This window comes from Paenibacillus chartarius, from assembly GCF_042432825.1.
Lineage (GTDB): Bacteria > Bacillota > Bacilli > Paenibacillales > NBRC-103111 > Gordoniibacillus > Gordoniibacillus chartarius.
This window is the reverse complement of the sequence record NZ_JBHLWN010000022.1, coordinates 15,234-41,433: the sequence shown is the minus strand read 5'-3', so window position 1 is coordinate 41,433 and position 26,200 is coordinate 15,234. Positions and strand designations below refer to the sequence as shown.

Annotated in this window: 21 protein-coding genes; 5 read left to right on the top strand and 16 right to left on the bottom strand. The window is 56.0% G+C overall.

The features are described 5' to 3' along the window. Positions 1-16: 16 nt before the first annotated feature. The 5 genes from ACFFK0_RS04650 to ACFFK0_RS04630 all read right to left on the bottom strand — a co-directional run bounded on the left by ACFFK0_RS04650 (position 17) and on the right by ACFFK0_RS04630 (position 8,885). Positions 17-451, bottom strand: a complete 435-nt coding sequence (locus ACFFK0_RS04650; RefSeq protein WP_377468739.1) for a DoxX family protein — start codon at positions 449-451, stop codon at positions 17-19. Positions 452-468: 17 nt separating this feature from the next. Continuing rightward, positions 469-780 carry a DUF2269 family protein gene (locus ACFFK0_RS04645; RefSeq protein WP_377468841.1) on the bottom strand — a complete coding sequence of 104 codons (312 nt, stop codon included), beginning with the start codon at positions 778-780 and terminating at the stop codon, positions 469-471. A 582-nt stretch (positions 781-1,362) separates the two neighbouring features. Beyond that, positions 1,363-2,205 carry an aldo/keto reductase gene (locus tag ACFFK0_RS04640; RefSeq protein WP_377468737.1) on the bottom strand — a complete coding sequence of 281 codons (843 nt, stop codon included), beginning with the start codon at positions 2,203-2,205 and terminating at the stop codon, positions 1,363-1,365. A 150-nt stretch (positions 2,206-2,355) separates the two neighbouring features. After that, entirely contained in the window at positions 2,356-2,613 is a 258-nt protein-coding gene (locus tag ACFFK0_RS04635; protein WP_377468736.1) for a hypothetical protein, read from the bottom strand. Between the two features lie 545 nt (positions 2,614-3,158). Then, positions 3,159-8,885, bottom strand: coding sequence for a right-handed parallel beta-helix repeat-containing protein (locus tag ACFFK0_RS04630; RefSeq protein WP_377468735.1), 5,727 nt, complete (start codon positions 8,883-8,885; stop codon positions 3,159-3,161). A gap of 214 nt (positions 8,886-9,099) precedes the next feature. On the opposite strand from ACFFK0_RS04630, the gene ACFFK0_RS04625 reads away from it, so the two are divergent. Next, positions 9,100-9,804: a hypothetical protein gene (locus ACFFK0_RS04625; protein ID WP_377468734.1), complete on the top strand. Its 705-nt coding sequence runs from the start codon at positions 9,100-9,102 to the stop codon at positions 9,802-9,804. Positions 9,805-9,939: 135 nt separating this feature from the next. Next, positions 9,940-10,488, top strand: coding sequence for a hypothetical protein (locus tag ACFFK0_RS04620; RefSeq protein WP_377468733.1), 549 nt, complete (start codon positions 9,940-9,942; stop codon positions 10,486-10,488). Positions 10,489-10,616: 128 nt separating this feature from the next. Here the strand turns inward: ACFFK0_RS04620 and ACFFK0_RS04615 are convergent, their stop codons facing one another. After that, positions 10,617-11,462, bottom strand: coding sequence for a DUF72 domain-containing protein (locus ACFFK0_RS04615; RefSeq protein ID WP_377468732.1), 846 nt, complete (start codon positions 11,460-11,462; stop codon positions 10,617-10,619). Between the two features lie 82 nt (positions 11,463-11,544). Then, a complete protein-coding gene (locus tag ACFFK0_RS04610; RefSeq protein ID WP_377468731.1) occupies positions 11,545-13,086 on the bottom strand; it encodes an MDR family MFS transporter in 1,542 nt (513 codons plus the stop codon). Between the two features lie 204 nt (positions 13,087-13,290). Between ACFFK0_RS04610 and ACFFK0_RS04605 the strand changes: the two genes are divergently transcribed. Together ACFFK0_RS04605 and ACFFK0_RS04600 are read left to right on the top strand one after the other, a co-directional pair. Further along, positions 13,291-14,211, top strand: coding sequence for a helix-turn-helix transcriptional regulator (locus ACFFK0_RS04605; RefSeq protein ID WP_377468729.1), 921 nt, complete (start codon positions 13,291-13,293; stop codon positions 14,209-14,211). Positions 14,212-14,395: 184 nt separating this feature from the next. After that, positions 14,396-14,737: a DUF1801 domain-containing protein gene (locus ACFFK0_RS04600; protein ID WP_377468727.1), complete on the top strand. Its 342-nt coding sequence runs from the start codon at positions 14,396-14,398 to the stop codon at positions 14,735-14,737. A gap of 90 nt (positions 14,738-14,827) precedes the next feature. On the opposite strand, the gene ACFFK0_RS04595 is transcribed toward ACFFK0_RS04600, so the two are convergent. The 3 genes from ACFFK0_RS04595 to ACFFK0_RS04585 all read right to left on the bottom strand — a co-directional run bounded on the left by ACFFK0_RS04595 (position 14,828) and on the right by ACFFK0_RS04585 (position 16,904). Beyond that, the gene (locus ACFFK0_RS04595) at positions 14,828-15,199 is read right to left on the bottom strand and encodes a DUF4180 domain-containing protein (protein WP_377468725.1); all 372 of its coding nucleotides are present in this window, start codon (positions 15,197-15,199) and stop codon (positions 14,828-14,830) included. A gap of 24 nt (positions 15,200-15,223) precedes the next feature. Then, entirely contained in the window at positions 15,224-15,415 is a 192-nt protein-coding gene (locus ACFFK0_RS04590) for a hypothetical protein (RefSeq protein WP_377468724.1), read from the bottom strand. A 103-nt stretch (positions 15,416-15,518) separates the two neighbouring features. After that, on the bottom strand, positions 15,519-16,904 hold the full coding sequence (locus ACFFK0_RS04585) for a glycine--tRNA ligase (RefSeq protein WP_377468723.1): 1,386 nt from the start codon (positions 16,902-16,904) through the stop codon (positions 15,519-15,521). 383 nt (positions 16,905-17,287) lie between these two features. Between ACFFK0_RS04585 and ACFFK0_RS04580 the strand changes: the two genes are divergently transcribed. Further along, on the top strand, positions 17,288-19,696 hold the full coding sequence (locus ACFFK0_RS04580; protein ID WP_377468722.1) for a putative bifunctional diguanylate cyclase/phosphodiesterase: 2,409 nt from the start codon (positions 17,288-17,290) through the stop codon (positions 19,694-19,696). Between the two features lie 224 nt (positions 19,697-19,920). Here ACFFK0_RS04580 and ACFFK0_RS04575 read toward each other — a convergent pair whose 3' ends face one another. The 6 genes from ACFFK0_RS04575 to ACFFK0_RS04550 form a co-directional block, all read right to left on the bottom strand. Further along, positions 19,921-20,256, bottom strand: coding sequence for a hypothetical protein (locus tag ACFFK0_RS04575; protein ID WP_377468721.1), 336 nt, complete (start codon positions 20,254-20,256; stop codon positions 19,921-19,923). 15 nt (positions 20,257-20,271) lie between these two features. Beyond that, positions 20,272-20,997 carry a pirin family protein gene (locus ACFFK0_RS04570; RefSeq protein ID WP_377468720.1) on the bottom strand — a complete coding sequence of 242 codons (726 nt, stop codon included), beginning with the start codon at positions 20,995-20,997 and terminating at the stop codon, positions 20,272-20,274. Positions 20,998-21,891: 894 nt separating this feature from the next. Next, on the bottom strand, positions 21,892-22,707 hold the full coding sequence (locus ACFFK0_RS04565) for a carbohydrate ABC transporter permease (protein ID WP_377468719.1): 816 nt from the start codon (positions 22,705-22,707) through the stop codon (positions 21,892-21,894). Between the two features lie 12 nt (positions 22,708-22,719). Next, positions 22,720-23,592 (bottom strand): carbohydrate ABC transporter permease, encoded by an 873-nt coding sequence (locus ACFFK0_RS04560; protein ID WP_377468718.1) that lies wholly within the window; start codon positions 23,590-23,592, stop codon positions 22,720-22,722. A gap of 3 nt (positions 23,593-23,595) precedes the next feature. Then, the gene (locus tag ACFFK0_RS04555) at positions 23,596-24,912 is read right to left on the bottom strand and encodes an ABC transporter substrate-binding protein (RefSeq protein WP_377468717.1); all 1,317 of its coding nucleotides are present in this window, start codon (positions 24,910-24,912) and stop codon (positions 23,596-23,598) included. Further along, a complete protein-coding gene (locus ACFFK0_RS04550) occupies positions 24,909-26,126 on the bottom strand; it encodes an LLM class flavin-dependent oxidoreductase (protein WP_377468840.1) in 1,218 nt (405 codons plus the stop codon). Before ACFFK0_RS04550 ends, ACFFK0_RS04555 begins: the two co-directional genes overlap by 4 nt. Positions 26,127-26,200: the final 74 nt, after the last annotated feature.

The following is a 26,200-nucleotide window of genomic DNA, read 5'->3' as shown; positions in this document are numbered from 1 at the left end:
AGGCGATGCCGCCTTGTTATCCGGCCAATAGTACTGCCGTTAGAAAGACAACTTGCAGCACGATTCGGGGACCCAGTTTAGGAACGGGTCGCCCCCCGATGGTCAGTTGTTCTTTTGCCGCTCGTACATTGGCCGGAAACATGGCGACAAGCATCAACGCCAAACCTATGGAAGCCGCTTTGGAGGCAGCGGGAAGCACAATTCCAATGGCCCCTGCAATTTCCAGCCAGCCGGTGGCCGTCACTATCCAATCCGGTTTTGGAAAAGCCGTAGGAACCATGCGGACGAGATCGGGCCGCCTCTTCCCCCAGTGAGCGGAAGCGGTAAGCAGCAGCATGACGGCTACCGCACCTTGAAGCGATGTATGCCATCCCTCGAAATACGATACACCCACCCAGCCGATTCCCTTGAACAGCAGAAAAGCGACGACTAGCACATAGAACGGTACCATCTCGAACCCTCCCAGTTTTAGAACCCTTTCGTAACCATCAGGTACAAAATGACGAGCGGCAGCAGCGTAGCGGCGATGCCGAAGACGGCCCACGAGCGGGAAGCATCCCGATATGCCTTGGAGATCGTGCCGCTTTCGAGGCATTGCTTGCTGTGCCGGATCATTCGTTGCTGAAGCGGAATTAGAATAGCGCCCCAGATGACTCCGGTTATGGCAAATACGATGAGCGACAACGTCAGCCAGTTTAACCCCGACATGCTCATTCCCGCACGAGCAGCCATGATACTGCCCGAGACGACGATGAGGACAAGACCCGGGATCGTAAACACGGGTCCCAAAAATAGGAGAAGGTTTTCTTACAGTAACGTAACCACCCTGGCATATACCCATTTAAACCATCAGTTGCTCAAACGGCGCTTCAACATCACTAGTGCCTCTCACATATTTTATTTATTAATTAATAAATACCACAGACCGATTCTAACTGTCAACAACTTCCTTCCGGTGAATACCGGACAACCGTTTCACCCATAAGGTTGGGTCCAAAATTGAGACCAGCATCTTCTCACCGAAAATGCCTGCGTAAATGCAGGGATCTCTCGAACAAACAAGTGTCTAGGCTCGATTACTGCGGATGTGCAGCCATTTGGAGCCTGAAAGTCCATAACCGCCCCTGCGCAGCATAGATGCCTGTATTATTGCAGTCATTCTCCTCCTATAGCTGGTTAATCATCAAAATGACTGCACTTTTGCATCGAAGTTCTTTCGAAGATGAGCGACCGCGTTAAGCGGAAGTTTTTATCGCCAATCAGAAAGCTCATTCGCATTGCCTATTTTATACTTTGCCGATATGGTCAAAAAAACCGGCAAAGCCGCCTTCCGACAGCCCCACCGGTTTTACACCAACGCTATTAAAAATCAAAATTGTCCGGATCCGGCCCGAACCGCTTCCCTTGATTCAGAGCATCGATCTTGGCCATATCCTCGGCGCTGAGCTCGAAGTCAAACACGTTGGCATTTTCCTGAATGCGCTCGGCCTTCACCGACTTCGGAATCGTCACGACGCCATGCTGGATGTCCCAGCGCAGCACGATTTGCGCCGCGGACTTGCCGTATTTCGCCGCAAGCTCCGTCAGCACCGGCTGATCGAGGTTGCCCTGCATCAGCGGGCTCCACGCCTCGAGCTGAATGCCCTTATCTTTGCAGAAAGCGAGCAGCTCTCGTTGTGTCAGCAGCGGATGGTACTCCACCTGATTGACCGCCGGTACAACGCCCGAGTCCTCGATAATATCTTGCAGGTGATGCACCTGAAAATTGCTGACCCCGATCGCCCGCACACGGCCCTCGTTGTAGAGATGCACCAGCGCTTTCCATGTCTCGCGGTACTTCCCTTTCACCGGCCAATGTATCAAATACAAGTCGACCGTTTCCAGACCGAGCTTCTTCAAGCTCTCATCGAAAGCCCGCAGCGTCGAATCGTAGCCTTGATCGGCGTTCCACACCTTCGTCGTAATGAACAGCTCGTCACGTGCCACGCCGCTCTCCCGGATTCCTTGCCCGACGCCCTGCTCATTGCCGTAAACCGCTGCGGTATCAATACTGCGGTAGCCGGCACCGATCGCCGCCTTCACCGCTTGAACGACTTCGTCGCCTTCCTTCGTCTTCCATACGCCGAGTCCGAGCCACGGCATTGCTACGCCGTTGTTCAAGGTCGGACCTGCTGTCAACGCGCGAGCAGCACCTTCCGTTGCCATTTTGCATTCCTCCTGATCAAAGCTTGTTCCTTCCACATTTTATCACAATCGGCTTTCTCCAAGTCAAACGAACGAAGTCTTATATTTTCTGGTGCAGGCACAAAATACCGCCCCCGGCTACCAGCCGGGAGCGGTATACGGCACATCCCGCTACTTCAGGCCTTCCAGCTCGCTGCGCTCTTCTTCGAGCATCGACTGCGCCAGCTCCAGCCCGTTATTGTGCGTATGCCCGTCCGCCTGAGCGACGGACCGCTCCGCCCGCTCCAGCGCGTTCTCCGCCTGCTCGATCATCTGCCCGGTCGGATGCGACTGAGCCTGATTCACGGCATGGTGCAGCTTCGATATGGACTGCTGCGCTTGGGATACGGGATTTTGCGATTGCAAGCTGGAATCGTTACGCTGTGTCATCGGCTGTTCCTCCTGAACTAGTAGAGATTGGCAGTACGTTTACATTGTGAGGAATCGGGGCCGCTTTTATGCAATTTCGGATAATCTCAATGATGCCGTTGGCTATGCAATCCAGCTTGCAGCAATGAGCCATATGTAGAAGGAAAGCCTGCATAAGTGCAGAAACCTGCGACAGTCTGGTCCTCCACCGTTAGATTTATGCGATCATGCAGTCTTTTTAGTAAAAACAGCCCGGCAAAGTCTTAAACCTCACAGATTCCTGCACGTTCGCAGGCATTTGCTCTTTATGCCCCGATCAGGATAAAAATGCCTGTACATTTACATCGACTTTGGTTCGAAAGCTCTCAACTATACATAAGCTGGCTCTGATAAGAGTGGCGTTGAGGACGCATCATGACACGTGGTCGAACGGTACCGTAGGCGAAAATCAAGCTGCCGTTCAGCATCGGCCTTACTCAAAGGGGTGAGTATGTACGATGCCCCAACTAACCCACAGGAAGCTCTAATTGCATAATTGCCCATTCAAGCCTCTCCCCTTGATTTTTTTAGCGGTTATACAATCTGTAGATGAGGGCCGCCGCCTCTGCGCGTGTAGTCGCGGCTGTCGGGTTCACCCGGTTCTGAGCGTCTCCCTCGATCAAGCCGGCCTTCACCATGGCTGCAAGCTCCTGCTTCGCATAGCCGGCGATAGCCGCCTTGTCCGTGAAGCCGTCCAGCTCGGTCCCCTCCGCAGCATCCTTCAGGCCGGCATAATGAGCGGCTCTAAGCGCTCTCGCCGCGATCACCATCATATCCTGGCGAGTGATGCTTTCCCTCGGATCGAAACGGCCGTTGTCCATTCCGTCTACGAGCCCAAGCTTCTTCGCAACGATGACTTCCTTGTAGAAATAATCCGCAGGAGTCACATCCGGGAAGCTTTGATCCGCTTGAGCCGTCAAGCCCAAAGCCCGGACGAGCAGCAGCGTAAAGTCTGCGCGCGTAATGTGCTCGCTGGGCATAAACGCCGTATCGGAAACGCCCTGGATGATGCCCTTGGATGCCATCACATCGATCTGCGCCTTCGCCCAGTGCGACGATGCGTCCGCAAACGTCTTGTGATGGTAGGTCACGGCATATTGACTGAAGTGATCGGTTGTGAAGTACACCTTGCCGTCTTCCTTGCTGTACTTGCCGCTGGTTACCGGTACAATCTCGCCCGACGGAGCGAGGAACCATACGACAATGAACTCCGGATTCGTTTCGTTAGCAGACGGAGTGTAAGGAATCGCTACCTGAACGGGAGCGTCGGTATTGCTCCAATTGATCTGTTCGCCGTCGACCCGTACATGGAATTCATAGACCGGGCTGCTGCCGAGCCGCTCCTTGAACGGCGCTGCCGGCTCCACTTCCCTCACGGTAAGAGCCACGCTCTCTGCGCCGACAAGCTCGGAAGACGTAAACATATGGCCGGGCATCCGGATTGTCGCCGCGCCGGTCTTCAGCTCGAGCTGCAGATCGGCGGAGCCTGCCTTGTAGACGGAAGCCGGCAGAACAATCTCGTAGCCGCCTGCCGCCGTTTGGGCACCCGGAACTTCAATCCGAACCGTCCTCTTGCCGTCTTCGCCGGCCTTCGTCATGGCGATCGCGCTGTCCAATGCAGACTTGTCAATTTCCGCCCTCACCGTTCCGGCAGCGGTTGTTGTCGCCGGCTGCAGGGTCACACTGCCGTCGTTGTTCGCAGCGTGCGGTTTCGCCCCTGACGGAGCCGCGCCCGAATTAGCCGGTGCCGGTGTCGATGGCGCCGGTGTATCGGTGCTGTCACCGCTATCCGAATCCGGCGACGGAGCCGGTCTCGATGGCAAATACTTCAGGAAATCGCCCCGAATAATGTCCCCGTTCGCATCTCTCTCATAGCTGGTCACCGGCGTCAGGCTGGCAAAGTTGGCATCCGTCAGCACCTCGCCGGCCGCGTTCGCCGATTGGGTTCCGTCAAACATAAAGTTCGTCTTCGAAGCCAGGGCCGCCGGATAATTGTCCTCGGCTGTGTAGCTCTTCTGGTAAGAAATAAATCCGTCGATCCGGAAATCAGGCGTAATGTGCGAATACGTCGTAAAATTCATGTTGCCGCGCGCATTGTCGAACGCGATGTTGTTCTCGGCAATAACACCCGGGTTGCTGTTGCTGGCAAAGCCGTAGGCGCCGTTGCCGAAGGCGATGCTGCCGCGGATGATATGCGGCACATGAATGCCTTCGCCGCCCAGCTTGAAGCCGTTCTTATCTCCCTTGCCCACCGTTCCGTTCGTCAGGAAGCCGTTGTTATAAGCAATGCTGTTCTCAATCAGGACAGGGCCGATGGCGCCGCTGCCGGACTTCGTATACAAATCCCATCCGTCGTCGATGTTGTTATGCGAAATCGCGCCTCGGAAAATGTTGCCATATCCCGCAGTCAGCTTCGCGGCAAAGCCGTCGGCGTTGTTGTCGGACGGGTCGCGGTTATCGTAGGACGTACAATTGAGAATCAGGTTGTAGGACGGCCAAAGCGTCTTGTCTTCGGAATCGTCGGTTCGGCTGATTTGAAGACCCGTATCCCCGTTCTCGTATGTATTGACCAGCTCAACGATATTGTAGCTGCCGCCGACCGTGAAGCCTTTGGTATTGCCGGCGGAACGGGTAACGTCAATCCCTTTCACATGCCAGTAGCTGCCGCTCAGCACGACGCCTTCGGACTTCTTGTCGAAATCGATGACAGGCCGCGTGCCCGGAGCCGCTTCGAGAACTTTCTTCGCAGCTGCCGTCCCGTCGTTGTACTTCTTGATGTTTACCATCGAGCTGCGCACATAGGTACCGCCCAGCAGGATGATCTTCTGTCCCGCTCTCACATAATCGATCGCCGTGTCAAGGTCCAGCGGCTGCTCCGCCGTACCGGTACCTGCGCTCGTTCCGGTCGGCGATACGAAAATATTGCCGTTCGGCACGTAAGATTTGGTCGTTACCGTGAAATTTTTGACCAGCTTGTCGTACGAGGTCAGGAACTGGTCGTCGTTCGGCAGGAAGGCCAAGCTGAAATGGTTCGCCCCGCTTGCCGCAAGCGCCGCCGGTACGGCCAATTCCACACCGGCCTGCACAGGCGCGTCTTGGGCAAGCACCGTCTCGCCCAGCTTCACGGTAGCCGTTCCGCTCACATTCGCTTTCAGACGAAGCCGATAATCCGGATTCGATGTCCGTTCCAGCGAAAGCACGCTGAAATCAGGCGTCGTCGCGACCTTCGGCGCTTCCACCTTCGGCGCATCCGTTGCGGCAGCCGTCACTTGGAGATCGATATTGCTGACGGTAATCGTGGCAAGGCGCGCCGTATAGAAGCCTACATACATTTTCGAATCCTGAACGTTCAGAATATCCGGCTCAAAGAACATCCGCTTCTCGCCATCGTTCAGCTGGCCCACAAATCCGCTGTTCGTCTTGGCCAGTGTAAGGCGGTAGTTTTTCACCGGGGCCGTGTTGCTCGGGCCCGGCTTTTCGCTGTCCAGCATGATCTTCTGCACGCCCTTGCTGCCGGCTCCGTCGGAGGACTGCACGCCCGTGCGCACGAATAGCTGCGTGCCGTTCGCCTCCTTGGTGCCGCCGCTGAACCCGCCGATCGCCGCAATGTTCGATGCGAATACGGCGGAGTTGCCGTTCGTGCCGATCGCATCGCGCGCCATAATTCCGAACGATTCCTGGCCGTCATGCGGGTCCTTCGCATAGGCCTCGACCTGGATATCGGCGGAGAGCACGAAGTTGTCTTGAGCCGCATCGAGCTCTTTGTAGTAGAACGAAATGCCGTCGTGGTCTCCGGTTACTTTGCCTGCGCCTTCAAGCGCTACGAGCCTTACGCTCTGTTTGTCGCCGCTTTCCGTTACGCTATTTTTGGAGGAAGACGTGGATTGCCCGAAAATAATCGTTTTCCATGGCTGCGCATCCGCCTCCCGGACCGTCACCTTCAGCACGATTGGGGCAAGCGCCGAATCCGCAGGAATAATCCTGATGTCGCAGGTTCCCGTCTGCGCGCCGGAATAGGCGGACGTATCCAGCGTGTATTGGGTCTCGTCCAGAGGCTCGCGGTCGCCGTTGTCGTATACCTTGGATACCTCAAGACCCGTGCGGTCGAAATCGCTTCCAACCGTGTACGTCGTAATCGGATACTTGGTCACTTGAACGCCGGTCGCTTCCTTCGCCTTCACCGTCAGCGCAAGCGTCGCCGTCTTTCCTTTATGCGCCAGCGTGACCTGCTTCGCGCCGGCCGTCGTCGTGTCGAGAGCGGATACCGTGTAATCCTGCTTCATGAGCCGCACTTCGCCTTGGTCGCTGTACTTCGCGTAGACGACCATACCTTCCAGATTCAGCTCTTCGTTCAGGAAGTAGAGCGTCTTCTTCGGCTGCTGTCTAACCTCAATCCCTTCAATCAAGGCGTCCTTCACGGTAATGGTGAAAGAAGCCGACTTCGAAGGCGTCTCCGTGGACGTAACGGTTACCCGCTTCGTTCCCGGTGTGTCGAGCACGTAGGACGTCCCGTTCCATGCTGCGCCTTCTACCGACAAGCTGTACTTGTCGGGCGTAAGCTCAGCCGTTGTATGGTTATTGTAATCAGCCGTCAGCACTAAGCCTTGCAGATCGAGCGCATCGCCCGGATAGTAGACGGTTTTGGCCGGCAAGTATTTCGTTTGGAGATTCACCACCGTTAAAGCGATTACATTCACTTGAATCGTCGCGACGACGCCATTGAAATGCAGCGTAACCGTCTTCGTGCCTTCCGTGCCGCTGTCAAAGCCGGTGACCGCATAGTCTGCCGCCGAAATGGTCTCCTGCGCGCCGTTCGGATACACAGCCGTTAATTTTAACGCCGACAAGTCGAGCTCCTCGCCGATCAAATACGTGGTTTTCATCAAAGAAGTGTCCGCCGTCAACGAAGCCGGCATGCGGGGATCCGCTGTAATCCGGATGTCACTGAACGTAATATCCGCATCGCGCGCCGCATACAAGCCTGCATAGAAGGTGTCCGATACAAGCTGGTCCGGCACAAGCTTCTGCGTGACTCCGTTTGCCGTCAGCAGGTAAACCTGCCCGATTTTCCTGATTCGAAGATCGTATTGCTCATTGGCCGCAGGGGCGTTTACGCCGGAAATCGCGTTGGTCGAGTAGGCGCCCGCCGCTTTCATGGCCGTCTTCATGACATTGGGAGTACCGCCGAAGCCGCCGATGCCGACAAAATTGGTAACGTGTCCGTCCGTAGAACCATGCTGGCCGACGTCATCCATCACCATCAGGCCGAACGACTTCTGCCCTGGCGTACTGATACCGGTATTCGAGTTAAAGCTATTGACCTTCGCCTTGGCGCTGATCTCGAAATTCGTACCGGCCGGAAGTTCTTTAAAGTAATAGGAAATACCCATTTTCCCGCTGGAGTCGATCTTGCCGCCGGTCGCGGTCAGTCTGACGGAGCCGTCGGCAGCTATGACGGGATTCGGATTTTTCGCTGGATCTGTGCTGGTATCTGTACTGTTGCCGAAGGCGCCGAATTTCCATTCGCCGAGGTTGATCGGCTGTTCAATCGTCAAATTGACGTTGCTGAACTTCACTTCCGTATTCCGAGCCGTGTACAAGCCCACATACGTGATGCCGGTGACGGTGTCTACCGTCTTCACCTCGTCGCCGATCTTCACGGCGAAGTTGCTGCCGGTTCTCTTGATGCTGAGCTGGTACTGCTTGTCGGCCGCAGGCGTTTCCACGCCCGTGAATTCCTCTTTCGTTACTGCATTATTCAGCTTGCGGAACGACTGCATTTTCTGATCAATCGCACCTGCCGCTACATAATCCCCACTCGCATACGTCGCCCCGGATACATTCGTATACACCATGCTGCGGGCCATAATCCCGAATGATACTTGATTGTCCGCTGCATAGGATTTGACCGAAGCCGTCGCTGTCATTTCGAAGTTGGCATCGTCCGGTATTTGCTTATAGTAGTAAGCAATACCTTCCGTTGGGGAGCTCGTGGTGCTCGTCACCACTTTGCCCCGGTTATTGGAGCTTCGAAGGGTAACGGTGTTGTCCGGATTTTCGGTAATGGCAAAGTTGGTGGACGTGATCTTGTCTTGCCCACCTACATCGCCAAACACACTACCCTGCCAATCGCTTGAAATGCTGATCATCCCTGCTGTTGGATCCGCTTCCTCCGCCGCGGCCGTTATGCCCAACGATGAAAATACGAGCATGAATGACAGCAGCAAACCTAAGGAACGTTTCATTTCTTTCATGCAAACTGGTCTCCTTTTGTGCAAGATTTTTGGTAAGACAGAGCTCAGTAAAGCAGTCGGACAGCGGCAAAGCAAGGTTCAATATAAGCGCTTTCATTTGTAACGTCAATAATCACTAGCTCATGTTTCCGTAATTATCCATGCGGATGTCTGTGTTGTTGCGGGAATGGGTTAACAGTAGTTATTATAAATTACACAAACAAAGGAGAAGAAAATGAAAAAAATACTTGTATTAGGTGTAAGTTGCGTTATGCTGCTTGCAGGACTTACTAGCGTAAGTGCTGCATCCGTAAAAAGCCCCAAACTGATTAAGTCTGAGAAGGTGGCTTTAGGCAAAGATAATGTTACAGTTAAAACTTTTGATGACAATGGTGTCAAAATTACTAGTGTCGAAGGTAGTGTTACTGATAAAGCAAAAGCAATTGAATTCCTAGATCAGAATCAAGATAACACAGCCTCTACTGCGAACTTCAGGACTGTGTATAATTTCGATACTGAAGGCCGGTCATCCTCGAATTCGGATGCTCGAACTCGCATTTGGGGTGAACGTGACTCTTGGTTAACCGATTATTTTGCATATTCCATAACAGGAAGCTCTGTAAAGGGCAGACAGACAGGAACATGGATGGCTGCGGATCCAGCGAATGCTAACTCAATTGTATTGCATCAAAAGACGAAATTTTCCGGTTACTTGTTAGGTTTCTCCTGGCCCCCGACATATAACAAGAACGGCAATACGTTTACTTGGGACTCTCAACCTGTTAATAATACTTTGTATGTTGCCGCTGACAGACCTTATGTAGAGGCAACTGCAAATTCAGCACAACTCGCAATGTTGACGGGGACTAAGGTCACCGATTCGGCAGATGTGTATGTTGGAAGCCAAATTTATCGACCTCAGGTTGTTTTAAGTTGGTAAAATCTTTATTTTCGATTGAATAATAACTATATTGGTGTGTCTGTGGCGGGAGTAATGATATTGATAAGGTGTAAAAAACTTATCCATATTCATTACTTTTAGCTATTCAAGTCATGAAATACATGGAGGCTCAAAATGCAGATTAATAAGGATATATATGTAAAGTTAATATTATTCGTCTCATGCTTAATTTTGTGTACTTCGTGCAATAAACAAAGTATAAAAACACATATACCAACGCAGGAACAAATTCATCAATTTAAAATGCAAAACAATCGAGTGATTATTGACGAGAAAGATATTAATAATTTATTCACTGTTATTCTCTATGAAAACAACAAACAATTCGGATACTATGTTCTCTACATTAATTCTAAAGGTGAGTTCACATCTGACGAATATTTTAGTCTGAAGGGCGACAATAAAAGTAATGAAAAAATTTCCATAGCAGGTCAAAGTTCAAGCGAACCATTCGCAGTAATACTCTTTAATGACAAAGATTTGTTAAGTAATACTTCAACAATTATTATTAGATCTTCAAATGGAACGAACGGTATTTTTCAAATGGAAGAAAGAAAGAGAAGCGGATACATTATTCCTTTAGAAAAGAATGACAGAAACAAATCAGAAATTGTAAAAGTAGAATTGCTAAATAAACGCGGTGAAATAATCTACAGCCAGTAAATAGGCTTTTTTAAATTACCGTTTAATTGTTTAGTTTCCCTATACCCAGCTGATCCAATGCCATCGTATTTTCCAGGCTCGGTTCTAACCTGATCTGCTACAGAAACCCTGACAACAGCACTCCCACATCACAGCTCAAACAAATCGATCTGCCCCGGCGCTTCCCCCGCATACTCAATCCCGAGCAATGCCATCATCTCCTTGGCGTTCGGCACCGCATCGCCGCCGGAGTTGTTGTTGAACAAGAGGCACACCTGCTTCGACGTCTCGAGCAGCTTGTCCACGCGCGCCTTCCACTCCAGCAGTTCCTGCTCCGAGTACCGGTACAAGCAGCGCACCTCCCGGCTTTTCGGGCTGCGGTCCAGCCACCCGGCCACATTGCGGCCGTGAAACCGCACGATCGTCAGCTCCGGATGGGTTGCGACCGGCACGATCGGCACCGAACCGATGCCGGCCTGCGGCTCGTCGCATACGCTGTGCACCCAGCCTTCGCGCTCGAGAAAGGCCAGCGTCTTGTCCGTCATCTGCGGCGTAAACCACGACCGGTTGCGGAACTCCAGCGCCACCGTGTAGCCCTCCATCTGCTCCCGCACGCTGCGCAGCTCGTCCACATGCGCCTTCGTGCAATCGAACCAAGGGGGATACTGGAACAGCACCGCCGTGAGCTTGCCCGCCTGCCGGAGCGGCTCGATTGACTTGCGGAACGCCGCGAACAGCGCCGCCCGCTGCTCGGCCGACTTCTCCTCACGGTCATGCCCGGTCAGCAGCGACACCACTTTCACAATAAAGCCGAATTCGGCCGGCGTCTCCTCCGCCCAGCGCGCGTACGTCTCCGGCTTCAAGATCGCGTAGTACGAGCTGTCCACCTCCACAATCGGAAAATGCCGCCCATACACCCGCAGCTTCTCCTTCTCCGCCACGCCATGATACAGCGCCGTATGCTCAGCCCAGCCGGTTACCCCGACGCGAATCATCCGCACTCACCTCGATCCATAGGCAAAAAGGCGGGAAGCCTCCCGCCCATAATTACCTTCCATTATATCATACCGTTATCGGTTAATGCGCAGCCGCGGCCGCATACCCATCCGCTTCCTCCGCCTTCGGATCGTGCTTCGCCCCGCTCATGGCGCAAGCCGCACCGACGGCCAGTACGGCCGGGAGGAGCCCCCACGCGAACACGTTCGCTATCGATGCCGCCAGACCCCCTCCCAGCGCATCCAGCGCAGCCTCCGGAATGAGCGCCCGGGTCTCCGGCGTCATCAGCACATACGGGTCCTCCAGCTTGATCCCCTGCGGGAGCTCTCCCAGTCCGCCGCCCGAGAACATGTCGCTCAGCTTGCGGGACATAGCGTGATTTTGCAGGAGACCATAGACCGTAATCCCAACCATCATGCCGAGCGACCGCAGAAAATTAATCGTAGCCATCGCCGAGCCCCGCTGACTACCCGGCATCGCATGTACGGCAGAGGTGGTAAGAACGGAGAACGACGCGCCGACCCCCAGCCCGACGAGAATCATATACAGCGTGATCACCAGTCGCGGCGTATCGGCTGTGATCGTCGTCAGCAACGTAAGCCCGACAGCAAGCAGCGCCAAGGTAGACGCCAGGATCGTCCGGTACGACAGCCGCCCCATCACCATACCGCCAAGCGTCGCCGTCACGACCGTGCCCAGCATCATCGGAAGCAGCATGAAGCCCGAGCTCGTCGCCGAGCCTCCTAACACGCCTTGAATGAAGATCGGAATGTACACCGAAGCTACGATGTACGCACCGCCGCTCATGAACCCGATGACATTGCTCGTAGCAAACAGCCGGTTCTTGAACATCCCGAACGAGATGATCGGCTCCTCCGCCCGGCGTTCCGCGAATATGAACAGCACCGCGCAGATCGCGAAGCCCGCGAATAAGCCCAGGATAGGCGCCGAGCTCCAGGGGAACATTTTGCCGCCGAGCTCCAGTGCAAACATCAGGCTCACCACCGCGCCGACCAGCGTTCCCGAACCGAGCCAATCGATCCGCTGCTTCGTATGCACGGCCGACTCCCGGTAAAACTTCGCGATGAAGAGCAGCGCAACCAGCCCGATCGGCAGATTGATGTAAAACACCCATTCCCAGCTCATATAGTCGGTAATGTAGGCTCCGAGCAGCGGTCCGAAAATCGAGGACATCCCGAACACCGCCCCGAACATGCCCATCAATTTGCCGCGGCTGTCCGCAGGCACCGCATCGAACATAATCGTGAACGAGATCGGCACGAGCGCCCCGGCGCCAATGCCTTGCACAGCACGGTACAAGCTTAGCTCCATGATGGAGTCCGCGGTCCCGCACAGCACCGAGCCGAGCATAAACGCGATGATCCCGAAGATGAAGAACCGCTTTCGCCCATACATATCCGACAGCTTGCCGAATATCGGCATCCCCGCCATCTCCGCCACCATGTACGCCGACGTGACCCACACGAATTTGTCCAGCCCGCCGAGCTCCCCTACGATCGTTCCCATCGCCGTCGCCACAATCGTATTGTCCATCGAAGCCATCAGGATCGACAGCAGCAGTCCGGCCACAACCCAACCTGATTTTGTAGTACCCATACTCATTGCCTATCTTCCTCTCATTGATTTGTTGATCTGAAACTATTGTACCTATCGAAGTCTGACAGCTGTGTGGCAGTGTTTCGGAAACATGTTAGCATAGCTTTCGCGGCGGCATTTCTTATCGATTGCTCGGTTCGGACGCGGCACGTGGTATAATGTGGTAGGATTGCTGGTCCGGATTGATTTTTGCAGGAATGGGGTGGCGGCATGAAGCTGGAACGGTTGATTTCGATCATCTACAAGCTGCTGAACAATGAGGTGCTGTCGGCTTCCGCGCTAGCGGAGGAGTACGGCGTCTCGCAGCGGACGATTTATCGCGATATCGATGTGATCTGCGCGGCGGGTATCCCCGTCGTTTCCTATCAAGGCACCAAGGGCGGCTACGGCATTATGGACGGGTACAAAATGGACCGGAGCCTCCTCGGCTCCTATGACGTGAGCTCGCTGATTACGGTGCTGCACAGCATGTCCACGGTGTTCGAGGATGAGCGGGTGCTGGAAACGATCGAGCGGTTGCAGACGATTGAACCCGGCAGCCAGACGCAGAGCCTGTCGATGGACATCGGGTCGAGATGGATCGACACCGGTACGCTGCGCATCCTTCGTCAAGCGATCAAGCGGAGCCGGGTCATCCGCTATGACTATATCAACGCCAAGAATGAGCGGTCGGCCAGACTGCTGGAGCCGGCGAGGCTGATGTATAAGTACGGGAATTGGTATGTTGCGGGGTGGTGCCGCTCGCGCCGGGAGGTGCGGGAGTTCCGGGTGTCGCGGATGGCGAATGTAGAGGAAACGGACGAAACGTTTGCGCAGCGGCATGTCGTGGAAGAAGGCGGCGGGTATGCCCGGGACGATGCCGGCGATACGGAGCCCGTGGAGGTCGTCATGAAGGTAGCGGGCAGCGCGCTCGCCCGGGCGATGGATCAATTCTCTTCGGCCGAAAAGCATTTCAACAAGGACGGCTCGCTGACGCTGAAGCTGCCCGTCGACCGTCCGCATGAGGCCCAGTGGCTCTGGGCGGTGCTGCTTAGCTTCGGCGACTCGATGGAGCTGGTTGAGCCTGTAGAACTGCGGGATGTCGTGAGGAGCATGCTGGAGTCGACCTTGAGACTCTATACGGAGAAATAAGGCTGGGGCCGCTGCCGAAAATTTCTTTTGCAGCGATGTGGAATCCGGGCCAATCATGCTCAGTTATGCTCACCGTAGACCGAGGTCCGCCGGCTTGCATAGGAGCCTCTTGCGTGACCAGCCTTCAGGCCATGAAAAACGTTTTGCAGCATCAACTAAGCCTATTCAAAGGAGCGAATGCAGAATGAATGCGGAAGTAACCGAGTTTATTGAATCATTGCAGGAATCGTGGCAGAGAGAGCTGTCCGCCGGCCTGCGCGAAGTTGTCCATCAAGCGGTTTCGGATGTACAGGAACGTATGCAGTATAAGAAGCCGCATTTTTTGAGGAACGGCAAGTACGCCGCAGTTATCTCCACATCGAAGGATGCGGTCAGCTTTACGATCTTTCAGGTGGCCGGATTGGAGCTCCCCGAGGGCATGTTCGACGGTCCCCCGGAACGCAAAACGCTGAAGCTGCGCAAGGGAGATTCCTTCGATGCCGGGCAGCTGGTGTCGTGGGTTCGCCAAGCTTCCGGCGCACTGTAAACTGAGCTGCATAACCGTCAAGAAGGCATCGGCCCTGATACGGCGCTGGATGCCTTCTTGCCTTGGGCGGCTTTCATGCGGCAGGCGGGATTACGCCCCCGCCCGATGAAGCGCTTCAAGCGCAGCCTGCCGATCCTTGAGGAAGAACACTTGCGTCCCCTTGTTCGATTCATAAATAAAATCTCTCAAGCTCTTGCTATCGTACTGATCGAAATCCCCGACAATCGCGAGCTTCACGTGGTAGTTCGTATATTTCTGGAGTATTTCTCCCGCCAATTTCGTCTTCAGATCGAAAAACTGCTCCGTCACGCACGATTTATCGAGCAGGATTTTGTCGCACCCGGACGTATACCGGACCGACGCCATCAAATCCAGCGCGTCTTGCACATCGCCGATCACAATATCGGAGCTTTCGATGACCGCTACTTTGGAATCGCCTTGCTGGTCGACAAATATTTGCATGTGAAGCCTCCTAGTCGCTCATTTTTACTTTAATGGTACCATAGGTCGCGCACCCTCGTTCCGGAATTTTCCATTATACCGATTATAGTCTGTTTGGACCCGATCCGCCTGTCCGATCATCAGCAGCTGTTTCGCCGCCTCCGTCATCGTCCGCCCATCCTCGCTCGTCGTACATGCGGCCCACCGGTACTCCCGCACCGCTTGATTGATCCACACCTTAAGCTCGTAAAATGCCGCATCGCCCGCCGCTCCGCACCCCGCGCCGACATCTCTTCAGTAAAAAAAAGACGGGGATCGCTCCCCGCCCCGCCAAACCTTATTAAAACTGAATCTTGCTCTCGATGAACGCCTTCAGCTCAGCGATCGGCATGCGCGTCTGCTCCATCGTATCGCGGTCGCGCACGGTTACTTGGCCGTCCTGCTCGCTCTCGAAGTCGTACGTGATGCAGAACGGCGTGCCGATCTCGTCGTGGCGGCGGTACCGCTTGCCGATCGAGCCCGCGTCGTCGTAGTCGACGACGAAGTGCTTCGCCAAATCCGCAAAGATCGCCTGAGCGCCCTCGGCCAGCTTCTTCGACAGCGGGAACACCGCCGCCTTCACCGGCGCCAGCGCCGGGTGGAAATGCAGCACCGTGCGGCTGTCGTCGCCCTCCAGCTGCTGCTCCTCGTAGGCGTCGATCAGGAACGCCAGCGTGACGCGGTCTGCTCCGAGCGACGGCTCGATGCAGTAAGGGATATATTTTTCATTACCGTTGTCTTGATCGACGTAGTTGAAGTCTTCGCCCGAGTGCTGCATATGCTGCTTCAGGTCGTAGTCGGTGCGGTCCGCGATGCCCCACAGCTCGCCCCAGCCGAACGGGAAGCGGTACTCGATGTCCGTCGTCGCGTTGGAGTAGTGAGACAGCTCGTCGTCGGAGTGGTCGCGCAGACGAATCGACGCTTCCTTGATGCCGAGCGACAGCAGCCAGTCGCGGCACACGCCGCGCCAGTACTCGAACCATTGCAGATCCTCGCCCGGCTTGCAGAAGAATTCCAGCTCCATCTGCTCGAACTCGCGCGTGCGGAACGTGAAGTTGCCCGGCGTAATTTCGTTGCGGAAGCTCTTGCCGATCTGACCGATACCGAACGGCAGCTTCTTGCGCATCGTGCGCTGCACATTCTTGAAGTTGACAAAGATGCCCTGCGCCGTCTCCGGACGCAGATACACGGTGTTCGCCGAAGACTCGGTCACGCCCTGGAACGTCTTGAACATCAGGTTGAACTGGCGGATGTCGGTCCAATCGAATGCGCCGCAATCCGGACATACGATGTGGTGCTCCTTCATCAGCTCGCCCATCTGCTCGAACGACAGGCCATCCACGACCATCTCGATGCCTTTCGCGTCGAGGGCGTTCTCAATGATTTTGTCGGCGCGGTGGCGTGCTTTACACTGCTTGCAGTCCACCATCGGATCGTTAAAATTGCCCACATGCCCCGAAGCGACCCACGCCTGCGGATTCATCAAAATCGCCGCGTCCAACCCGACGTTGTACGGCGACTCCTGGATGAACTTTTTCCACCAAGCGCGCTTGACGTTGTTCTTCAGCTCCACGCCCAGCGGACCGTAGTCCCACGTGTTGGCCAGACCGCCGTAAATCTCCGACCCCGGGAAAATAAAGCCCCTGTGCTTGGCCAATGCCACAACCTGATCCATCGTAACGCTCATTTACTCATCTTCTCCTTCATATCAAAAGTAAAAACGCCCCCGCCCCGGACAGGACAGGTCCTGTCTAGGGACGAGAGCGATATGCGCACCCGCGGTTCCACCCTAGTTGATGCACCGCTTCCGGCGCACCCGCTTTTCGTTCGATTGTGCCGCTCCGGACCGCCTCTTCCCTGGCCCCTGTCGTCCCGGGCTTCCACTGTCCCCGGTTCGCTGCACGCAGGCACGCCAAGTACTTCCATCCTTCATTGCCGCAATAGATTCAACTGCCAACAGTGTACAGAAACTTTAGCCATATTGCAACTTTTCAAGAAGGAAACCGATTTCAATATGTCGAATGCTATCGGCATCGCTTACATATGTTGCACATCGGGAGAGTGTCCCTTTTGAATACAGTTCTTTGGAATAGCTTGGTCATACCGCTGCTGCTCTGTTTGATTCCTTTCCTCATGGTATTATACGTCGCCGCCGAAGTGTATTTCCGCAACCCGAGGCAATTGCTGAATCGCACCGCTGCCATTCAATTGATCTGCTGCAGCACGATATTTTTGGGCGAATGGTTGATCGCCACGGTTCCGGGCGAGTACATGAGCTCCATCAGCTTGTTCGTCAAATTCGGAGGCGCCTTCCTGGCCGTATCGTCAAGCATTTACTTCTTTATTCGGCTGTCCGTGCTTCGGTTTCATAACGGCTGGACGCTCGTGCTTGCCGCCATCCCTCTCGCAGCTTATACGGCGTTAACCCTTCTGCCCGACGTGTTCATCCTTGAATATAATTATAACGGCCGTTACCGGGATGAGGAGCTCAGCCCTGCCTTCGACATCCTGCTGAAAGCGACGCTCCTTTATGCGGTCGTGCTTTGCTCCGCCTTGCTGTTTTTCGCACGCCGGCGATTCGGGCAGTACTTCAAGCTGGTTAAGGCCGAGCGCCGGAAATATACGCCGCTTTTTGTCGGAATGCTGGCAACGTTCCTCGTGCTGGTCGCCTACTCTACGCTTCCCGAGTACATATTCGATTGGCATGGCAAGGTGCCGCCGCGGCTCATCCCGCAATACGGCGTCCTCGTCTGGGCGTTCTGTATCCGTTATGCCATTGTCAAATTAAACCTGCTCCCTTCGCCCGAGCGAAAGTATCAAATTTTGTTCCGGCTCTCCAAGCACGGCATCGTGCTGCTGGACCGCCATGCCCGCGTCGTGGAAGCGAATCCGGCCTTTGAACGCATGATTTCCTTATCGGATCAGCACCTGGAGGGGGCCTTCATCGATCAATTCCTGATGGAGGCCGATCAGGAGCCTTTCCGGCAGAAGTATTACAAGCGTTTCCGGGAGCTTGAGCCGCTCCGCGAGGAGCTCGCCTTCCTCGGCCCGGACGGACAGGCTCTGATTACGGAAGCGGAGAGCGACTACCTTGTACTGAACGATGAAATCCTGCAGTACGTCATTCTGCGCAATATTACGGAACGCAAGCGCAGCGAGCTGCTCATGCGCCACATGGCCTATCACGACGATCTGACCGATCTGGCGAACCGCCATTTGTTCCATGAACGGATGGAGCAGGCGATTCGCGAGCTGGACCGGAAGGATGGAGAGCGGATGGCCGCCGTACTGCTGCTCGATTTGGACCGCTTTAAGCTGATTAACGACACCCTCGGTCATGCGGCGGGGGATTCGCTGCTGATGGCGATCGCCGAGAAGCTGCGCAGCTGCTGCGACGTTCAGGCTACAATTGCCCGGCTTGGCGGAGACGAATTTGCCATTCTGCTTCCTGCCATTCCTACAGAGGAAACGGCGCTCCAAGCCGCCGGCCGGCTAATGGAGGCGCTCCAGGCACCGATCCCTTTGGAGGGAAAAGAGTATTACATAACCGTAAGCATCGGCATCAGCATCGCCCCGGCCGACGGCCGGACTCCCGCGGAGCTGCTGCGCCACGCGGATACGGCCATGTATGTATCCAAGCAGGCCGGGCGCAATACATACTCGCGATTCTCGGCCGAATGGAATGAATCGAACGAGCACAGTTTAAATGTGGTGAACGGTTTGCGGCATGCTTTGGAGCGCGGGGAATTCCTGCTGTATTATCAGCCTCAGGTTAACATGAGCACGGGTGTGATCGTCGGGGCCGAAGCGCTCATCCGTTGGATGCACCCGGTTCGCGGGATGGTCGCCCCCGGGGAATTCATTCCCCTCTCGGAGGAAACCGGATTGATCGTACCTATGGGCGATTGGGTGCTCCGGACCGCCCTTAGCCATTGGCAGCGATGGCGTTCGCTCGGGATGCAGGATCTTGTCCTGTCGGTGAATTTGTCTCCAAAGCAAGTGCTGGCCGGAGGGTTCGTGGAGAAGCTGGCGGAGGTGCTGGCGGAAACCGGCTTTCCTCCGGACAAGCTGTGCCTGGAGGTCACCGAAGGCATCGCCATTCATGATAACGGCCTAGCGCTGGAGGTGTGCCGCGGCGTGCGCGAGCTCGGCGTCCACCTGGCCATCGACGATTTCGGCACCGGCTACTCCTCGCTCAGCGCCCTGCATCGCTTCCCGTTCACGACGATGAAGCTGGACCGTTCGTTCATCAGCTCGATCGGGCAGCAGGATCAGAGCGAAACCGTGCTTAAGGCGATGCTGGGCTTAGCCCGCGGCCTGCATATGGACGTCGTCTGTGAAGGCGTCGAATCGCGGGAGCAATGGAACCGGCTGCAAGCGCTCGGCTGCGGCGTCGTGCAGGGCTACCTTGTCAGCCGTCCGCTGCCGGTCGCGGAATTCGAAAGATTCGTTCTGGGAAGCGGTACGGCTGCCGGATAAGGAACGGTTGGAAGATCAGGTGCGGGGGGCCCGCACCTGACGACATCAAACGGTGTGCCGTCTCGTCTCCGGAAGGCTATGGCTTGCAGGGGCTTGGGCTCGGCCGAAGACTGCGGGGAGTTGGAGCTGCTTTCCCGGACTTTCCGGCGGGTTGCGTATACAGTCCGAACTTATGGGCCATCGTGTAACGGCGTTCCTGTGGAGCAGGCTGCCTGAATCCATTGCTACTCCCAATACTCCGAGGGCAAGTACCGGAGCTCGCGCGTACTTATTACCCGCAGCAAGCGGTCGGCTTCATCATAGCTGATGCCGCCGTTGCCGGTGTAGTACCACACCTTCTCTTGGCGTCCGTCTTGCAGCGTATGAAAGATGAATACGTTCAGCTCATCCTTCCAGCGCAGCAGCTCCGCCACCTGTTCCTCCAATTCCGGCGCAACACGAACCTCTATCAGCCATTTGGAGCCATCGGCCGGCTCAAGAACATACGCCACCCCCGGCTGCTTGCCGGAATCGATAAACGTACGTCCGCCGACGGCATGCTTGATCAGCAATCTTGGCATCCTCTTCCCTCCTCTTTACGGTAAATCGATGAGCATGAAGAACGTCTCATCGACACCTGCATCCGCACTTAGCTTTAGCACCGGTTCATCTACGATCCGCGCCGAATCCCTGGTCTGCAGTGTCTCCGCTGTTCCCGCTGCACGATGTACCTCCAGCTCGCCGTCGATGACAAACACAAACACACGTCTTCCGGCAGCTTGTTGGAACGTGATCGACTCCCCGGCCTTCAATTTGCTCAAATATACGGTCATGTCTTGATGGAGCTTCGCTACGCTGCCCGGGACCGCATCCTGCGATGCCACCGGCAGCAGCTGTCCGTACAAGCCATTCGTATCGAACCGCGTAGCCTCATAAGACGGCTCAAGTCCGCGGCGCTCGGGAGCGAACCATAGCTGCAGCAGCGTCACTTCCTCCGTCTCCGACGGGTTATGCTCCGTATGGACGACGCCGGTGCCGGCCGACATGCGCTGCACTTCGCCGAACGACGTTACCATCACGTTGCCGAGGCTGTCCTCATGCCGGAGCTGCCCCTCCAGGACGATAGACAAAATCTCCATATCGCTGTGCGGATGCGCCCCAAATCCCTTGCCCGGTGCGATCGTATCGTCGTTGCATACCCGCATCGGTCCGAACGCCGTATTATTTTCGTCAAAATACTCTCCAAACGAGAAGCTGTGGCTGCCTCTTAACCAGCCGTGATCGAACGAATGCCGCGAAGCGGCAGGATACACTTGAATCATCGGTCATCGCCTCCTATGGACATATTGCTACTATTATATCACAAGTAACTTATGAAATGTTCGCATAGCTCTATTGAGAAGCGGCAGCCGGCTCGCCGGGCAAGCTCCCTGCACGCCAAACTGTACTGGTAATAGGCGGTAGATATGCAACGGATCAGATTGAGCCTTTCTAGCCTGGCATGTGGAACGCCGGTAACTTATTTTGCCCAAGTGGTGCCTTTCTCCTCATGTTTTTGGAAAATATGAGCATCATTTTCCCGCTCTACATTCACATCGCTGGAAAGTGCACGATGACTAGCGCACGAAACGACTTGATCGCAATGACCGATACTCCAAAATTATGGAAGGATCGGGACGCACCTGCCCAACACACCTAAAATTAAGGACTGGCAAGGCGTTATTTTGCTTGTTTTCAACCGGAATCATCAATTAGCGGATCCGTGAGGTCTTATTTTTCCCGAGTTGCCTCACAATGCCCTGTTTACTCGGTTTTGCAGGTAAATAAGAGTCTGCCGATCCGCTATTCCGGGGATGATCGACCCATTCGATAAAATAAGTCCCCGCCGATCCGCTATTTCGCATGAACCTGCCAAGAAAGACTGGACTACCATGAAAACCTGGCATAACTCCCTCCCCAATCATCGGCCTAACGTGTCCAACCACCGTCAGCATACGACCCAGCCTGAGGAAATGAGGCAACGGCAGATAGAAGCCGGCAGCTTATGAAACTCAGCTTCATAAAGTCTCGTTAAATGCAAACAAAGCCCGCAACTGGCGAGCACCTTTCGGCGCATCGCGAGCTGCGGGCCCTGTTCGCACGGGGGTTGACCATCGTCGTGTAACCGTCACCGCACGCCGGGAGTCCAGACCCCCGTTTCCGCACGTAAAAGCCGCCTAACCTTTCACCGACCCCGCCGCAAGCCCCGCTACAAAAAATCGCTGCAAGAACATGAACAGCAAGGTCATCGGCAGCGCCGTCATCACAACGCCCGTGAGCAGAACCGGGTAATTCGTCACGTACTCGCCGCGGAACTGCAGGATGGCCAGCGGCAGCGTCAGCTTCGACTTGCCGTTAATCAGCAGCATCGGCATCAACAGATCGTTCCACACAATCACGAACAGGAACGTTGCGGTCGCCGCCAGAGACGGCGCCGCGAGCGGCACGGCCATGCGCCAATACATCGTCCACTCCCCCGCTCCGTCTGTCGAAGCCGCCTCCAGAATGTCTCTGCCAATCAATCGCATGAATCCGGTCAGCATAAACACGGACACCGGCATCAGCATCGCTGCGGACACCAGAACGAGCCCGCCCAGCTGATCGGAAAACCCGAGCTTATGCGCCAGTGCATAAATCGGCAGCATACTCACCTGCGACGGCACGATCAATCCGGCCGCGAACAAGGCAAACAGCGCCGGTCCGCTCCTGCCGCCGAGCCGCACGATCGCGTAAGCGATCAAGCTGCTCAGCAGCAGCTCAAGCGCCACAGTTGCCAGCGTAACCCCTGCGCTGTTGAGGAAGTATCGTCCCATCGGCTGCTCTCCGAAGATGGCCGTTACGTTTTCCAACGTCCAGGGCTTCGGCCACCCGAGCGGGTCGGCAAACAACCCGTTTCCCTGCTTGAAGATCGATACCCCCACCACATAGAGCGGCCCGGCGATCAGCAGCGCATAGAGAAGCAGCGTAAGTTTCCCTATGATTTTCACGAACATGAGAGGCCCCCCTTAATACGACACCCGTTCCGCACGCAGCGCCTTGAACTGGAGGAAGGTCAAGCCGCCGACCAGCAGCAGGAACAGCATCGACCCCGCGGACGCCATGCCGAACGAATAATTGGCGAACGCCACATGGTAAATATACGTCGTCAAAATTTCCGTAGCGTAGTTCGGCCCACCGTCGGTCATCGCGAATACCAAATCAAACGCTTTGAACGACTGGATCGTCGTATATGCGACGACAATGGTCGCCGAGGGCGCGAGCAGCGGCCATGTTACGCGCAGGAAGGTCTGCAGGCGCCCGGCGCCGTCGATCCGGGCGGCCTCGTAGAGCTCCGCAGGTATCGCATGCAGGCCGGCTACGAACACGATCATCATCTGCCCGGCATGAGCCCACACCTGTACGGCGGCAATGGAATAAATCGCCAGCCCGGCGTCGCCCAGCCAGTTCCGCGCCAAGCTGTCGAGTCCGGCCCCCTGCAGCACCCCGTTCAGCGCGCCGATCGTCGGGTCATAGATGAACGCCCAGATCAGCCCCACCGCAACCGAGGACAGGATCGCCGGGAAAAAATACAGCGTCCGCAGCGCCACATTCACCTTCGTATTCTTGACGAGCAGCAGCGCCAGCCCCAGCGAAACGGCCGTCTGCGCGATTACGACGGTCAGCATGAACTTGACGTTGTTCGCAAATGCCTTGCGGAAGACGATGCTTTCCAGCGTCTTGCGGTAATTGTCGGCGCCGACATAGCGGAAGGACGGCGAGACGCCGTCCCAATCGGTGAAAGAGTACATCAGACCCGACAATGTCGGATAGACGAACAACACGGCATACAGCAGCAAGCCCGGCAGTATGAATAGCCACAGCATTTTACGGTTCGGCATCGGCTATTTCTTGATGTGCTGGTCCACGATCGCTTGCGCTTCCTTCGCCGCGTCCTCAGGCGACTTGCCGCTCAGCACCGCCTGAATGGAGTTCGTGACCGCCTTCTGGTTCTCGGCGTTCGCTATGCTGAACCGAGGCTGGAAGATCGTCTTCTTCCCCGACCATTCCGCCGCCACCTGCAGCTCCGGCGAAGAATACTGCACATCCTTCACCGTCACGTTCTGCCCGGTTTCGTTCGCATACTGGCCGGCGATGTCCTTGCGGCTGAGGAACTCGATGAACTTCTTCGCTTCCTCCGGATGCTTCGATTTGCTGTTCACCGCGAGCATGAACGTCGTCGTGTGAACGCCCTCGTACTTCGCTTGGCCGGCTTGTACGGTGATCGGCGCGAGCAGCTTCTGCTCCAGATTCGGATTCGCCTTCTTGTTCTGCGCCAGCTGATACGAGCCGCTGGCCAGAATGGCCGCCTTCTCCTGCTGGAACAGCGCGCCGGCCGCAGCATCCTTCGTTCCGAGCGCGTTCGGCTGGAAGTAGCCCTTATCGTTCAGCTCTTTGAACTGCGTCAGCGTCTTGACCCAAAACTCGTCGGTCAGCTTCGCTTGGCCGGCCTCGACCTTCGTAAAGATGTCGTCGCTAGGCTGGTTGTTCATCACCATCGTGTTCATGAATTGGCCGGGGCCGATGTCTGCGCCTGCGAAGGCAATCGGAATCAAGCCGGCGCTCTTCAGCTTCTCGCACAGCTCGAGGAACCCGGCCCAATCCTTCGGCGGCGTAAGCCCCAGCTTCTCGAACAGCTTCACATTATAGATCGGATCGTTGTAGACGAGCTGGTACGGAACCGCAAGCTGCTTGCCGTCCTTCTTGCCGGAGGCGATCAAGGTATCGTTGAAGCTGCTCAGGAATGGAGCGCCCGACAAATCCGCGAACAGCCCGGCCTTCGCCAGCGCCTCGAACTGCGCGCCCGGGAACGACGTGAATACGTCGCCGACGGAGCCGTCCTGCAGCTTCGCCTGCGCCCCGGTTTGGTACTGCTCCGAAGGCATCGTCTGCATATCGACTTTAATGTTCGGATGTTCCGTCTGGAATTTCTCAATAATGGACGTCAGCGACTTCACGTCTTCGCCCCGCCAGTGGATGAACGAGATCGTAACCGGCTTAGCTGACTCCGCAGGAGCAGGAGCCGGGGTCGTTCCCGCGCCGGTGCTGCCGGATGCAGCCGGAGCCGACGAGCTTCCGCCGCCGCTGCTGCCGCAGGCGGAAAGAACAGTTACGGCTGCCAGCGATACGGTCATCAGATGCAGTAAAGGTTTGATTTTCATAGCTTCGATATCCCCCTCAATTCAGTGTTCGTTTCAACCCCGCTCCCGCATTTCTCGGCCCACTTCTTGCGGAAAACCGGCAGTACGGCGGACCCGAATATGTCAGCCTCCTCCAAATGCGGATAGCCCGATAAAATAAAGGTCGAGACGCCGAGCTCGGCATATTCGACCAGCCTGTCGGCCACCTGCTCCGGCGTTCCTACGATGAGAATCGCACCCCCGGACCGGACCAGAGACAACCCCGTCCACAGGTTCGGACCGACGACGAATTGGTCTTTACGGGAAAGCTCTCTCAGCTCGTTCTGCCGGCGCTGGTTCGTAGCATCCGTCCTGGCGAACGAGTCCTGCGCCTGCTGTATGACTTCAGGCGACACCTTGCTGATGATGTCCCATGCCGCCGCCCAAGCTTCTTCTTCGGTTTCCCGGACCAGCACCTGCGCCCGCATGCCGTAGCGCATCGGCCGCTGCTGTCCGGTCTCCTGCCGAAGCTGCTCCCGAATGGCATCGATCTCTGCGATCTGCTCGCGAATCCATTCGTGCGGCTCTCCCCACATCAGGTAACAATCCGCATACTCGACCGCCACGCGCTTCGCGATCGGCGAGCTGCCGCCCAGATAAAACGGCGGATACGGCTTCTGAACCGTCTTCGGCGTACTGACGGCCCGCGTAAACTCGTAATACTTGCCCTTGAACGGCTCCTTGCCGGGAACCGGCGCATCGGAAGCTGTCCCGTCCCCCTTATGCTCCGAGAACTCCGACAGCGCCATACCGTCCGATTGCGTCCATGACTGCGTCATCACCTCGAGATACTCGCGGGCCCGCTCATACCGCTCGTCATGCGCGTGAGCCAGCGGGTCTCCCAGCTCCTCCAAATCCTGCACCGAGCTTCCGGTGACGACATTGATCATCGCCCTTCCGCCGGACAGCACATCCAGCGCCGCCGCCATCCGGGCCGCCAATACCGGCGCCACCAGTCCCGGACGCACCGCGACCAGCGGCCGCAGCGTCGTCGTGTGGCTCATTACCGCCGATCCGACGACCCATGCGTCAAGACAGGCGCCTCCTGTCGGAATGAGCACGAATTCGAAACCGGACCGTTCGGCCGTTTGCGCCACCCGGATCAAATAATCCAAGGTCGGCTCTCTCTCCGGAGCAATCCCCACATACTTCCCGTCACCTGCGGTCGGCAGAAACCAACCGAATTGAATGTCCATCTGTGTCCCCACGCAGGGCTCCCCCTTTCGCTGGCGAAAAAAAATACGACGCAGCGCCGGCCCGCTTAGAACCT

What these genes read in the sequence shown, in the direction of transcription:
- ACFFK0_RS04650 (WP_377468739.1), bottom strand. Translation starts at nt 451, where the DNA reads ATGGTACCGTTCTATGTGCTAGTCGTCGCTTTTCTGCTGTTCAAGGGA.
- ACFFK0_RS04640 (WP_377468737.1), bottom strand. Translation starts at nt 2,205, where the DNA reads ATGGCAACGGAAGGTGCTGCTCGCGCGTTGACAGCAGGTCCGACCTTG.
- ACFFK0_RS04635 (WP_377468736.1), bottom strand. Translation starts at nt 2,613, where the DNA reads ATGACACAGCGTAACGATTCCAGCTTGCAATCGCAAAATCCCGTATCC.
- ACFFK0_RS04630 (WP_377468735.1), bottom strand. Translation starts at nt 8,885, where the DNA reads ATGAAAGAAATGAAACGTTCCTTAGGTTTGCTGCTGTCATTCATGCTC.
- ACFFK0_RS04625 (WP_377468734.1), top strand. Translation starts at nt 9,100, where the DNA reads ATGAAAAAAATACTTGTATTAGGTGTAAGTTGCGTTATGCTGCTTGCA.
- ACFFK0_RS04620 (WP_377468733.1), top strand. Translation starts at nt 9,940, where the DNA reads ATGCAGATTAATAAGGATATATATGTAAAGTTAATATTATTCGTCTCA.
- ACFFK0_RS04615 (WP_377468732.1), bottom strand. Translation starts at nt 11,462, where the DNA reads ATGATTCGCGTCGGGGTAACCGGCTGGGCTGAGCATACGGCGCTGTAT.
- ACFFK0_RS04610 (WP_377468731.1), bottom strand. Translation starts at nt 13,086, where the DNA reads ATGAGTATGGGTACTACAAAATCAGGTTGGGTTGTGGCCGGACTGCTG.
- ACFFK0_RS04605 (WP_377468729.1), top strand. Translation starts at nt 13,291, where the DNA reads ATGAAGCTGGAACGGTTGATTTCGATCATCTACAAGCTGCTGAACAAT.
- ACFFK0_RS04600 (WP_377468727.1), top strand. Translation starts at nt 14,396, where the DNA reads ATGAATGCGGAAGTAACCGAGTTTATTGAATCATTGCAGGAATCGTGG.
- ACFFK0_RS04595 (WP_377468725.1), bottom strand. Translation starts at nt 15,199, where the DNA reads ATGCAAATATTTGTCGACCAGCAAGGCGATTCCAAAGTAGCGGTCATC.
- ACFFK0_RS04585 (WP_377468723.1), bottom strand. Translation starts at nt 16,904, where the DNA reads ATGAGCGTTACGATGGATCAGGTTGTGGCATTGGCCAAGCACAGGGGC.
- ACFFK0_RS04575 (WP_377468721.1), bottom strand. Translation starts at nt 20,256, where the DNA reads ATGCCAAGATTGCTGATCAAGCATGCCGTCGGCGGACGTACGTTTATC.
- ACFFK0_RS04570 (WP_377468720.1), bottom strand. Translation starts at nt 20,997, where the DNA reads ATGATTCAAGTGTATCCTGCCGCTTCGCGGCATTCGTTCGATCACGGC.
- ACFFK0_RS04565 (WP_377468719.1), bottom strand. Translation starts at nt 22,707, where the DNA reads ATGTTCGTGAAAATCATAGGGAAACTTACGCTGCTTCTCTATGCGCTG.
- ACFFK0_RS04560 (WP_377468718.1), bottom strand. Translation starts at nt 23,592, where the DNA reads ATGCCGAACCGTAAAATGCTGTGGCTATTCATACTGCCGGGCTTGCTG.
- ACFFK0_RS04555 (WP_377468717.1), bottom strand. Translation starts at nt 24,912, where the DNA reads ATGAAAATCAAACCTTTACTGCATCTGATGACCGTATCGCTGGCAGCC.
- ACFFK0_RS04550 (WP_377468840.1), bottom strand. Translation starts at nt 26,126, where the DNA reads ATGGACATTCAATTCGGTTGGTTTCTGCCGACCGCAGGTGACGGGAAG.